A 13,117-nucleotide genomic window follows, 5' to 3' on the forward strand; every position below is an offset into this window, starting at 1 on the left:
ATTAGAGTGGAGATGTTCAGATGCATGTTAAGCTGAGTGGGGATTTTTCGACGCTTCAGGAAGGACTCCTGCTGATTGCCGGAAGATTAGGCGTCCAAGTACTGTCGAAGCCGGAGGATGAGGAGCTCCCATTGCGTTGGGAGCGGCATAAGGGCCAGCTTGAGGCGGAGTGGGATGGAAAGCAGGGAACGATTCGATACGACGAACGGCATCATGGATTTCGCGCTTTTGGCCTATGGGTGGAGAAAATGCGTGCCTGTCGTACCGACGAGGGGCAGTATGCCCCATTTCATGTACAAGAAACGCCGCAATTCACCACGGTAGGCGTGATGTTCGATGCCTCACGAAACGCGGTTCCGAGCTTGCCGGCACTGCATGAAGCCTTCATCACTCTCGCGCTTATGGGTATGAATCAGGTCATGCTTTATACCGAGGATACATACGAAGTCGAGGCTTACCCGTATTTCGGTTATATGCGTGGAAGATATACGAATGGCGAGCTTAAGCAGATCGACGACTGGGCCGCCGATCTTGGCATTGAAGTTGTTCCTTGTATTCAGACGCTTGCGCATTTGGAGGAAGCGCTGAAATGGGAATTTGCGGCTCCGATCAAGGATACCGGCGATATTCTGCTTGTCGGCGAGGAGAAAACGTATGCCTTCATCGAAAGCATGATTGAGGCGGCATCGGCGCCGTTCAGAAGCCGGCGTATTCATATCGGAATGGATGAGGCGCACCAGCTGGGGCTAGGCAATTATTTGAAGCGCAACGGCTTCAGGAATCGTTTTGACATCATGAATGAGCATCTGCATCGTGTTGTAGAGATTGCAGAGCGCCGCGGGCTGATTCCGATGATCTGGAGCGATATGTATTTCCGATTAGGCTCGAGGACAGGCCATTACTACGACCTGGAGGCGGAGATTCCGCAAGAAGCCGTTCAAGGGATACCGCAAGGGGTTACCTTCGTATATTGGGATTATTATCATGACCAGCAACAATTTTACGAAGCTTTTATTCAAGAGCATTTTGATTTGGGGCGCCCCGTTGTGTTTGCAGGAGGCATCTGGACCTGGAACGGCATCGCCCCGAACACAGGGAAAATGCGGGCAACCACGGAGCCGGCCCTCATGGCCTGTAAGTCGCTGGGCGTACCTGAAGTCGTGGCAACGATGTGGGGCGATAATGGGGCCGAAACGCCTTGGATGAGCGCGTGGCTTGGGTTGCAGCTTTATGCGGAGCATGCTTATGCGAAGCAGGTGGATGAGCAGCGGCTTCAGGAGCGGTTCGCCTTATGTGTAGGCGGCGATCTTCATGATTTTCAGGCGTTGGGACAATTTGATGAAACGCCAGGTGTGGCTCAAGGCAATCCACAGACCTCCAATCCGTCTAAGTTTTTGTTATGGCAGGATGTGCTAATAGGTTTGTTCGATGCGAATATAAAGGACGTTCCTTTAGCACATCATTACCAGCGGTTGGCGAAGAGGTTAAGCAATGCTGACACAAGAAACTCCGCCTTCCGCCCGATGTTCCGTTGGTATACGGCGTTAGCAGAAGTGTTGGCTGCCAAATGCGACCTCGGCGTTCGGTTGAAAACGGCGTATGATCAGTGCCAGCATCGAAAGTCGGAGTCGGGAACTGCGGGCTATGAGGAAACGCTGCAACAGTTGAATACAATTGCGGACGAGCTGGTCCTATTGCGAGCTTCCATTGATTCGCTTCGTCGTCTCCACCGGGAGGTATGGTTTGCTGCCTTTAAGCCTTTCGGATGGGAAGTCATGGATATGCGGTATGGGGGTCTGCTCGCAAGATTGGATACGGCATTTGACCGAATCCGGCAATACACTGCTGGAGATGTTGAGTCGCTGCCGGAGCTGGACGCCGAAAGGCTGCCATTCGACTCGGAGTTCGGGTATCGCAACGGAACCTTGGGTCGAGCGGCGTACCATAGTATCGTAAGTGCAGGCAGCTTATTCAAGCCTGTGTAACAAACAACATATAAAGCACGCTATGTGAGAGTGAAAGGAGTACAGCGATATCATCGCTCTGCTCCTTTTTTTGGTTTGATTCATAATATCGTTCGGCTGTCAAGGGCTCATTTTTTAGATGATAGGAATGCCAAATGGATCAAAACAGCATGATGTTCAATCGACGCACATTCAAATATAATAGGGAAATTAAGTATAGGGACCTTCGCCGAGGAGGAATCATGCATGTCACTAATAGTAAGCGATCATATGGATATCACGTTATTTGATGTAAAAAAAGTACAATACCAATCGAGAGTGATTTTTGATTACATTCAATCGTGTTATACCGTTTCTTTCATTAAACAAGGGGAGGTCATTACCACCTGCGAGGGAAAGGAATATGTGGCCAAATCAGGCGACGTCATGATTCACCGGCCTCATACTCCGTTTAACGTAATTTCCCGAACGGATGGAATTCACTACTTGTTTAACGTTGACCTAAAGGTGAAGGAAAATGAGGATTTTTTTCAGATCTGCCCTATGGACAAAGTGATCAAAATTCGCGATCCCCAGCTGTATGAAAAAAAATTCGACGAGCTGCGCAGCATATGGCTGCAGGAAATCGACGAGCTGCGAACCGCGCAGTCCGGTTTCTTGGCGCTTTTCCTGCTGCATGAAATCATCGAAAGCTCCAAAGTAGAGAGGCGTTCCGCCAGAGAGGCTTTCGAGATTGACCGCTTCAATAAAGCGCTTCACTATATGGAAAAAAGATTGGATCAAAATATTACTAGAGAAGAGCTGGCTAATCTTTACCATATGAATCCTGTTTATTTCAGCAGAGCCTTTAAAAAGATTTACGGAATCACACCATCGAGAATGCTTCATAAATTGCGGCTCTTGCATGCCAAACGGATGCTTGAGGACCCTGAGCTTTCCATCGAATACATCGCACAGAAAAACGGCTATTACGATGCCGCTCACTTTAACCGGACATTCCAAAAGGCATTTAAAATGTCCCCCAATAAGTTTCGCAAAAGTATCAAATATACAAAAAGTAGAATCGAGCCTACCTTGTTTGGTGATGTCGAATAATTTAACATTAGAATCAAATCAACGGTTCATGCAGTGATTGAGAGCGCTCCCAACAAACTGTTATTATGCAAAGCCGTTGATCCTTAAGACAATACGCTACTAAAGCTATGGGGGGATTTCTTTGATCAAAGGATGGAGAAGCCTGAGCATCGCATGTCTTGCGGCACTAAATGTACTAGCCGTTACAGCATGCTCCGGCACAAATTCCGGGAAAGCTCCGGCACCCGATGCCGGAAACGGGCAAACGGCCGAGGCACCGAAGACGGATAAAATTACACTTCGTGTCATGGATTGGGCGGACAGCGAGAAGCCTTACCGGGAAAAGTTCATTAAAGATTTCGAAGCGAAATATCCTAACATCAAGATCGAATATACTCTGCTCACCTCAGACCAATTTCAAAATACGATCACTACGGCGATCAAATCGGGAGACGCTCCGGATTTATTCCCGATTCCCGGGAATATGTCTTTGAGCATGGCCGTCAAGGGAGGCTGGTACCAGCCGATCGACCCTTACATCGACGATGAATTCAAGAACCGGTTCGTGGACGGTATCTTCGTAGAAGGGACAACGATGCTGGACGGCAAGATTTACTCGATCCCTGCACTCTCCAGCGTACCGAACACCCTGGTCTATTACAATAAGCAGCTGTTTCGGGATGCCGGCCTCGACCCGGAGAAGCCTCCAAAAACGTACAGCGAATTCCGCGAAGCGGCGAAAAAGATTACGGAAGCGGGCAAGGGCAAGGCATACGGGATCATCGAAGGCGGCAAGCAGATCGGGAGGTGGAAGCTCGCTGCGATGGATTGGTCCGCGCTCGGCGGAAGCGGCTTGAACCAGCACTCCCCGATCAGTCTCGTTACTCACAAGGCAAGCTACGACTCCAAGGCTGTGCTTGATGTTTTCGGCTTGTTCAAGGGACTTAAGGACGACGGCAGCTACCATCCGAAGACGATGAGCATCTCGGCGCCCGAGGCACGTGCTCTGTTCGGCGAAGGCCAAGCCGGCTTCATCATTCAGGGGGAATGGTGCATCGGTGTATGGAGACGGGACAATCCGAATCTGGACTTCGGCGTGATGGCTCCTCCGGTGCCGGATGACGGTCAGAAGGGCTTCCTGCCTCAATCCAACTACAGTCCGTGGATCGGCATTTCCCAAACGACGAAGCATCCGAAGGAAGCGGCGCTGTACTTAAAGGAATACTTCAGCAAGGAATACCAATCCGTCCTGGTTAAGGCAGGAGACCGGTTCTCGATCCTGAAGGGGGTTAACGAAAGCTCCTCGGATATTCCGCAGTTCAAGCAATACTACGATATTGTTCAGAAAACAGCGAGATTGGTACCAAGTCCGCAAATCCGTAACCCGGAGCTTACTTCCGTCTACGCAAATTATAAAGATATTCAGCCGGGCATCGGCGACATTCTACAAGGGGTCGTTTCCGGAGCTGTCAAGGAACCGGCCGCTCCGCTCAAGCAGCTGTCGGATGGGGTCGATAAGGCGCTCGATGCGGCGATTGCCAAAGCAAAATCAGAAGGTGCCAAGGTGGATAAGAGCGATTTTGTGTTCTCCAATTGGAGCGCCGATAAACACTACAAAGCGGAAGACTACAAGGCGTTAAAATGATGGCGAAATGGAAGATTCAAGCTTGGTGCTGGGCGTTTTTGTTTCCTACCATGGCATTATTCGTCTTGTTTCAAGGCTGGCCCATCGTGGCAAGCCTGTACTATGCGACGCTGGATTGGTCGGGTCTGACTTCGGACTCGACCTATGTAGGGCTGCAAAATTTTATCGACGTTGCCAAGGATCCGTATTTCTGGAACGCGTATAAAAACAGCTTCAAGTTTATGCTGGGCGTCGTTCCTCTTCATCTGATCGTGCCGTTGATTATTGCCGTCCTGCTGAATCAGCCGAAGCTGCGCGGGGCAAGCATTTACCGGACACTTATCTTCCTCCCGGTCGTCACCACGACCTCAATCGTGGGCATCATCATGGTGTTTATTTGGGGAAGCGATGGTGCGGTTAATGATGCGCTCGTGAAACTCGGACTGCTCGATGTGCCGATCAATTGGCTGGGCGATGCCGAATGGGCCATGTTCACCGTTGTCATTATTTCCGTGTGGAAGAACCTCGGGATCAATATGGTTTACTGGATGGCCGGATTGCAAGGCATACCGAGGGAGCTGTATGAGGCGGCGGAGGTCGATGGAGCCAGAGGCTATAAGCTGTTTTTCCATATTACCGTCCCGCTGCTGGTGCCCATCGGGGCCGTCATCCTGCTGCTTAATGTCGTGAATTCCTTGAAGGTATTCGATTTGATCAAAACGATGACGAACGGCGGGCCCTTCTTCGCGACCGACGTCGTATCCACATATATTTACCGTTATGCGTTTTCCAGCGAGATGGGGCTTCCCCAGCTGGGATATGCATCGGCGGCGGGTTTGTTCTTCGCGGTAACGATCATTGTGCTCGCGATCATCCAGTCCGTTTTGAATAAGCGAATAAAAGGCAGTGGTAAAGCCGTATGAAGCTAGCTAAGAAAACGTTATTCCATGTCGTCATGACCGCTTTTTGCTTCGTTTGGATTTATCCGTTCTTATGGATGGTTTCGGCTTCTTTCAAGACGCAAAACGAATTTTTTGCCAACGGGTTAAAGCTGATTCCCGAAAGTCCCAGTGTGGAAAATTTGATTCGCGCATGGAATGAAGCGAATTTTGAACGTTATTTTATTAACAGCGTTGCGCTATCCGGCAGTACGATTCTTATCGTGCTTCTCGCGACTGCCACATGCGGTTACGTTTTGGGACGATATTCCTTCAGGGGCAAGAAGCTCGTCATGGCCCTTCTAATTGCGAGCATGTTCGTGCCGATGGAGTTTGCCATCATTCCAATTTACGATTTGATCAAGGGTATGGGGCTATTAAACAGCTTGTGGGGAGTGATCCTTGCGGAGGCCGGTGGGACACATATTATTTTCATCCTGCTGTTCGCCACCTTCTTCAGTCAAATTCCTAAGGACCTGGAAGAAGCCTCTATCATGGACGGCTGCGGTTTTCTCAGAACCTTCCTTACGATTATGCTGCCCCTTTCCAAGCCGATCGTCGGAAGCGTCACTATTATGCAGTTTATCTGGTCATGGAACTCCTTCATGGTTCCGCTCATTTTGACGCTAAGCGAGCCGGACTTGCGGCCGCTTGCCGTCGGTTTGTATGCTCTCAGAGGCGAGAACGTCGTTGACTGGACGGGAATCGCCGCCGGGGGGACTATTGCCATCCTACCAATTGTTATCGTGTTTTTGTTTCTACAGCGCTATTTTGTCGATGGCATCGCCGGAGCCGTGAAAGGCTAGACTCCAAGGCTGAGCAGGCACTTTACCCCACATATAAGGCAGGTTTAACAAGATGAGAATCATTTATTTGGATCTGGACTCCTTGAGGCCGGACCATCTGGGCTGTTACGGGTATCACCGTAATACCTCGCCGCATATTGACCGTATTGCGGAGGAAAGCGTGCGGTTCACAAACTATTATTGCTCGGACGCTCCTTGCATGCCGTCGAGAACCGCACTGATGTCCGGCAAATTCGGCATTCATAACGGCGTTGTCGGTCACGGTGGCACCGCTGCGGATATGAGGCGTGAAGGGGCAAGCCGGGGCTTCAGCGATCGGCTGGGAAGGGAAAGCTTGCCTGCCGTCCTTCAGTCCATCGGCTATAAGACAGCCTCTATCAGCACCTTTGCCGAACGGCATTCCGTTTGGACGTTCAATGCCGGATTTAACGAAATTTTCAATAACGGACAACGAGGCCACGAAACGGCTGAGCAGGTATTGCCAGTCGCCCTCAAGTGGCTGGAAGATAATGCCGGGGAAGAGAAGTGGTTTCTGCACTTAAACTTTTGGGACCCGCATACGCCATACCGTACACCAGAGGAGCTCGGCAATCCGTTCGCGAACGACCCCATGCCGTCATGGCTTACGGAGGAGGTCTTCCAGCTCCACCTGCAAAAGCAAGGGCAGCACAGCATTGAAGACATGAATAAGCTTGCCAAATCTCATTATTACAAGCATCCGAGGCATGGGAAGGCTATTGTGGAGCATAACGATCTCCGAATGATCATCGACAATTACGACTGCGCGATCCGTTATTTGGACGATCACATCGGCCAGGTGATCCGTAAGCTGGAGGAGCTGGGATTATGGGAGGATACCGCAATCCTTATCAGCGCCGATCATGGGGAGAATATGGGCGAGCTCGGCATTTACTCGGAGCATGGGACAGCGGACCAAGGCACCTGCCGCATCCCGATGATTATTCGTTGGCCGAATGGTGGATTAAAGGGAGCGGTAGATGACGGTCTGCACTACCAGCTGGATTTGGCTCCGACGCTGGCCAGCTTGCTGAATGCACCTGCTCCGAATAGTTGGGATGGGTCCAGCTATGCTGACAGCCTGACCTCCGGGGCACCAACCGGTCGTGATTACCTGGTCGTCTCCCAATGCGCTCATGTTTGCCAACGAAGCGTTCGTTTCGAGGATTGGCTCTATATTCGGACGTTTCATGACGGGCATCACGGATTCCCCAAAGAAATGCTGTTTGATTTGAAGCATGATCCCTACGAGCAGCACAATTTGGCCGAGGAGCGGCGAGATATTTGCATGAGATCCGTTTATTTGTTTAACGAATGGCATGACGAAATGATGTCTACGATGCCGCATGACAATGATCCGCTGTGGACGGTGATGAAAGAAGGCGGTCCATTGCACGCAAGAGAGTATAAAACTTGGCAGGAGTAAGAGGTGAAAAGTCGTGGTTTCTCTGCAATGAAGAGGAATTGCGGCTTTTTTGTTATAGGAACCCGCCGTTCCAAGGGAAAGGGGCAATACAATCAATATGTTTAAACGATGGAAAATCCCGCTTTTCTACCGGTACTTATTGTCCTATGTTCTCGTTCTAGGGATCCCAATCCTCGTCATCGGGTTAACTTTATATTCGCATATCGTCAACTTAATGAGGGAGCAGGCATTTGAAGCGAACCGCAAGGTTCTGACCCAGATCAGCGATATTGTGGATTCCAAATTTCGGGAATTCATGAGTATTGCAGGCACCATTTCGAACTCCTCGGATTTCAGCACGAAGCCCCCGCAAAATCCTTACGAGATTTCAATGGTGCGTAAACGCTTGAATTATGAAATCGGCAATAATTTCATTAGAGAGCTGTTGTTCTACCCTCACGGTGGAACGTATATTTTCTCCAATTCCAGTAGTTATACGCTGCCGTTCTTTCATAAGATTTTCCGCTTTGAGGAGTGGCAGGAGCCCGATTTTGAGCGAACTATCGGCGACCTGAAGCATCCTACTCTGACGCTGGCCACTAGGGATGAAGGTTCGGGAAGCTACACCACGCAGTTTGTGTACATGGTCCCGATTCCCCTCAACAGTATGAATCCGAAGGGAACCGCTCTATTTACCGTAGATGAAAAATCAATTTTAGATTTATTCCAAGCGTTGATGAAATACCGTGACGGCAACACGTTCGTGATAGACGGACAAGGAAGGATCCTGACCTCCCTTCAGCCTATCGGTGCTAAGGACGGTGTCTTTATTGAGCGGATCCTTCGCTCGGACATGGAAGGAACCGAAACGGTAAAAACGGATGGAAATAAATATTACGTCTCGTACGCCAAATCGAGAACGATTGGCTTGACCTTCGTTACTATCGTTCCCGATAAGGAATTAATGCAGCCTGTCAATGAGATCAAGAACAAATCCGTTGTTTCAGCGGTGCTGATCCTGTTGTTTGGCGCCGTTTTCATATATTTTGGGATGCGATTAAACTACAGGCCGCTGCTCAAGCTGATCCGTCATGGTGAAGCACGATGGGGGGCTGCCATGCAGCATGCGCACGGTTTCGACAAAATCAAGGCGATTATGGAGTATGCCGAGCACATGCAATCCCGTTTGAACCGCCATGAGGAGCATGCGCAGCCGGCAATGCGGCAGGATTTGCTGTCCGGACTGTTAAAGGGCCGATTTAAAACAAAGGAGGCCTTCCATGAAGCTGGGCAGACGGTCGGTCTTAAGCTGGGCCAATCCGCATACCAGGTAGTGATTGTTCATTATGATCCGCATATAGAGGACGGGTCCGATCTCAGAGACCGGTTGTACTCCCGATTGCAAGAACGCATGCCTGATGATGCGGAGATCTATTTCGTAAACATGGTGGAAGAAGGGAAAGAGGCATGTATCATCTCGGTCAACCCAGGCGGGTTATGGAATGAGGAAGCATGGTCCGATGTCCGGCAATCGCTGGCGGCAGAGCTGAGCGGTCCCGTGACGATCGGGATAGGCAATGCCTACACAGGGCCCGGCGAGCTTTACAAATCGTTTATCGAAGCGTCAACGGCAATTCAATACTCCGCGGTCAAAGGCAAGAACAGGGTTATTATGTTTCACGAGGCTTCTGCTGCGAGAGTAGAGCAAGTCTGGTACCCTGCATCGGAAATGCAGGAGCTCAAGGAAGCTCTGAAACGGAAGGAGTCCGCTGAGGTGATGCGCATAGCAGGGCTCTTGGTAGATAAAATTCGGGATAACAGCACGACCCTATTTATGGCGACTTACCTGTGTACGGATATTACGAATATGGTCTGGAGAACGATGCAGGAAACCTGTGGAGGCAAATATCAATCCGGCCCGAATCTGGATGTCATGGCACTCACGCAGCTGGGGAGCTTCGACGAGTATGTGCAGGTTGTTATGGACGTTTGTTCGTTTGCGGCCGGTGAGTTCGAAAATAGTCATTCCCGCTCGGCGGAGCAGGAGCTGTACCAAAGCATGCTCAAATATTTGGAGACTCACGCATTGGACTATCATTTCTCCGTTCAAGGAATGGCGGAATCGTTCTCGTGGTCCGCTTCCCATATCCGCAGAGTATTTAAGGAACGAAGCGGTGTCACGATTTCCGATCATGTGCATGAGCTGCGAATCCATAAAGCGAAGCTCCTTTTAACGACAACAGATATGTCGCTGCAGGAAATCGTCGTAAAGATCGGATATTCGGATGTATCCAGCTTTATCCGAAAGTTTAAGCAGCATACCGGCATGACACCGCGTGATTACCGGAAAATGGGATGGTAGAGGATCCATAAGTCAATCCGCCATTGGAATAAATATGGGCCCAATCAACAAAGACAACCGTCAGATAGATGAAAAGGGGGCGGAAATACTGCCCCTTTCGGAGGTTTTTCCGTTTCGCATATTCTTGTTGAATCGGCTGATTGTAGAACCCGGCGATTCATTGCTATAGTAAAGCGGCCATGAGTGGTAGCGCTGTCATTGGTGGTAAACAAATTTACTGACAAAGGGAGAGTCACGCAATGAAGGTGAAAAAGTGGGGGACCGTATCGCTGTCTGCGTTCCTTGCCGTATCTGCCGTGCTGGCAGGATGCGCGGAAGGGAACGGCGGCGAAGGGAAGTCCGGAGAGCCTAACGCGGCCCAAATCAGCAAGGAAGTCAGCTTTCCGCTGAAGGAGCAGATCAAGCTGCGGATGTTCGCTCAGAAAAACCCCGTAGTCAAAAAAGACTACAATGAGATGAAATTTTTCAAAGACATGGAACAGAAGTCGAACGTGAAGATCGAATGGTCTTACGGGACGGCAACCGACACGGTAGAGAAAATGAATCTCTTGTTTGCCAGCAACGATTTGCCTGATGCCTTCTTTGGTCCTTATCTGATGGGTACCAATGATATTGTCCGGTACGGTTCTGAGGGGCAGATCATCCCGCTGGAGGGAATGATCGACAAATATGCGCCAAACATCAAGGCATTGTTCGAGAAACGGCCGGAGTACAAGAAATACGTGACTGCACCGGACGGCCATATTTATACAATCCCGATGATCTCGGAAACGCTGGAGAATACGACGCCGGACACCATGTTTATTAACAAGAAGTGGCTTGACAAATTAAATTTGAAAATGCCGACGACAACCGATGAACTTTATGAGGTATTAAAGGCATTCCGGGATCAGGACCCGAATGGAAACGGCAAGAAGGACGAGATTCCGTTCAGCGTGCTTGATATGAAGAACCCGATTCAGGGTCCTTTATCGCTTGCCGGCGCCTTCGGCAAATCATTCCCGAGCGGGAACGCCTCCTTCTTCCATGTGGAGAACGGGAAGCTGACGTTCGCCCCGCTGCTGCCGGAAAATAAAGATTTCCTGGTATATATGAATAAGCTTTATAAGGAAAAGCTGCTGGATCCGGAACTGTTTACTCAGAATGCGCAGGTGTACCAGGCGAAGCAGAAGAGTAATCCGGCCATCGTCGGCGTACATTTCGTATGGTCCAACTCCGCGATCTTCGGCAATGCGACGACCGACTACGTTGCCGTGCCGCCGCTTAAGGGACCGGGCGGCAAAGCCGGCTGGAACCGGCAGGGTCCGAATAACACCCCGCATGGTTTCTCGATCACGAAGGAAAATAAATATCCGGAGGCTACATTACAATGGTTCGATCTGATCTATGATCCGAAGACAAGTATGGAAGCAACTTGGGGGCCATTCGGCATTAATTTGAAGGAAGAAAACGGCATGTTCGAAATTCTGAAGGCGGAGGGCATGTCTGATCTCGATTTCCGCTATTCCGAGAGTCCGGGTGCTCAAGCGCCGGGTGCCGTATTGAAGGAAACCTTTGATAAGATGAAGCAGAACGAAGGAGGCAAGGAGAAGGCGGATTACATCAAAATGTATCAGCCTTTCCAGCCGAAGGAAATTTTCCCGCGTGATGTCATGCTTAACAAGGAAGATGCGGAAAAAGCAAAACAATTCGCCGTTGATGTTACGCAATCCAAAGGCTACTTGGATCAAGCCATTGCCAAGATTATTTCCAGCGATAACCCAGAGGGGGAATGGAAGGCGATGGTGGAGCAGCTGAAAAAGTACGGGATCGATCAATATACCCAAATGATGCAGAGCTACTACGACAAATTAAAATAATAGCAGTAACCGGGCAGGGCGCAACGGAGACCTCGTCGTTCGGGGTGCCCGCCCGTATCTTCCGGCCGGTATTGTAAACAGCCGTATCATGAAGGAGGTAGCAGCATGTCCGCTGAAATCGGTCATACCAGGGCAAGCAGTGTGCGGACGGGATGGAAGGCTAGGAATCGAACCTTTGTCAAGATCGCTCAAAACTATCAATTGTATCTTTTATTTTTTCCGACGCTATTGTATTTCGTCATTTTTCAGTACGGGCCAATGTACGGCTTGCAAATCGCCTTTAAAAACTTTAGTCCGAGCAAAGGCATCTGGAATAGTCCTTGGGTTGGGCTTCAGCATTTTGAAAGATTTTTCGATTCCGCTCAGTTTACGATCACATTGAAAAATACGCTGTTGATATCGTTATACGAGCTTGTTCTGTTTCCCATTCCTGTCCTTCTTGCCTTGCTGATGAATCAGCTGTTAAGTCAGAAATATAAGCGGATCGTACAAACGATCGTGTATGCTCCGCATTTTATATCGATGGTCGTGCTTGTCGGTATGCTGTATTTGTTCTTGAATCCGCGCAACGGCTTGATCAACCAAGGGCTGGTTGCCTTGGGGCTGGACACGGTCCATTTTATGGCTGATGCGGTTTGGTTCAAATCCATCTTTGTTTGGTCCAATGTGTGGCAGAATGCGGGATGGGGCACGATCATCTACTTGGCTGCATTGACTTCGATTAATCCGGAGCTGCATGAAGCGGCGATTATGGACGGAGCGAGCAAGCTTCAGCGGATTCTACACATCGACATTCCCGGTATTATGCCCACCGTTATGATTCTGCTCATACTGAATATGGGTTCTTTCATGACCGTTGGCTTCGAGAAAGCTTACTTGATGCAGAATCCGATGAACGCCCAGGCCTCGGAAATCATTCAAACCTATGTGTACAAAACCGGGCTTGTCGGAGCGCAGTTCGGCTATTCCGCCGCCATCGGATTGTTTAATAATGTTACGAATTTTATTATTCTGATCGCTATGAATTCTTTAGCTAAACGGCTGAAGCAGGCGAGCTTGTGGTAGGG

9 protein-coding genes are annotated in these 13,117 nt (G+C 49.8%); all 9 read left to right on the forward strand.

Going from position 1 to position 13,117, the window contains the following annotated elements; all coding sequences use genetic code 11:
- The first annotated feature begins 20 nt into the window (after positions 1–20).
- The 9 genes from RAC89_RS30740 (at position 21) to RAC89_RS30780 (ending at position 13,115) form a co-directional block, all read left to right on the forward strand.
- Positions 21–1,985 (forward strand): beta-N-acetylhexosaminidase, encoded by a 1,965-nt coding sequence (locus RAC89_RS30740; protein ID WP_306617456.1) that lies wholly within the window; start codon positions 21–23, stop codon positions 1,983–1,985.
- Positions 1,986–2,210: 225 nt separating this feature from the next.
- Positions 2,211–3,059 (forward strand): helix-turn-helix domain-containing protein, encoded by an 849-nt coding sequence (locus RAC89_RS30745; protein ID WP_306617457.1) that lies wholly within the window; start codon positions 2,211–2,213, stop codon positions 3,057–3,059.
- 121 nt (positions 3,060–3,180) lie between these two features.
- A complete protein-coding gene (locus RAC89_RS30750; RefSeq protein ID WP_306617458.1) occupies positions 3,181–4,683 on the forward strand; it encodes an ABC transporter substrate-binding protein in 1,503 nt (500 codons plus the stop codon).
- Positions 4,683–5,585, forward strand: coding sequence for a carbohydrate ABC transporter permease (locus RAC89_RS30755; protein ID WP_284645179.1), 903 nt, complete (start codon positions 4,683–4,685; stop codon positions 5,583–5,585). The genes RAC89_RS30750 and RAC89_RS30755 overlap by 1 nt, the downstream gene beginning before the upstream one ends.
- Positions 5,582–6,406: a carbohydrate ABC transporter permease gene (locus tag RAC89_RS30760; RefSeq protein WP_306617459.1), complete on the forward strand. Its 825-nt coding sequence runs from the start codon at positions 5,582–5,584 to the stop codon at positions 6,404–6,406. Before RAC89_RS30755 ends, RAC89_RS30760 begins: the two co-directional genes overlap by 4 nt.
- Before the next feature lie 52 nt (positions 6,407–6,458).
- Positions 6,459–7,850, forward strand: a complete 1,392-nt coding sequence (locus RAC89_RS30765; RefSeq protein WP_306617460.1) for a sulfatase family protein — start codon at positions 6,459–6,461, stop codon at positions 7,848–7,850.
- A 97-nt stretch (positions 7,851–7,947) separates the two neighbouring features.
- A complete protein-coding gene (locus tag RAC89_RS30770) occupies positions 7,948–10,191 on the forward strand; it encodes a helix-turn-helix domain-containing protein (protein WP_306617461.1) in 2,244 nt (747 codons plus the stop codon).
- A 239-nt stretch (positions 10,192–10,430) separates the two neighbouring features.
- On the forward strand, positions 10,431–12,050 hold the full coding sequence (locus RAC89_RS30775) for an extracellular solute-binding protein (protein WP_306617462.1): 1,620 nt from the start codon (positions 10,431–10,433) through the stop codon (positions 12,048–12,050).
- Positions 12,051–12,155: 105 nt separating this feature from the next.
- Entirely contained in the window at positions 12,156–13,115 is a 960-nt protein-coding gene (locus tag RAC89_RS30780) for an ABC transporter permease (protein ID WP_306617463.1), read from the forward strand.
- The last annotated feature ends 2 nt before the right edge of the window (positions 13,116–13,117 follow it).

The organism is Paenibacillus sp. GD4, assembly GCF_030846225.1.
Taxonomy (GTDB): Bacteria; Bacillota; Bacilli; order Paenibacillales; family NBRC-103111; genus Paenibacillus_G; species Paenibacillus_G silviterrae.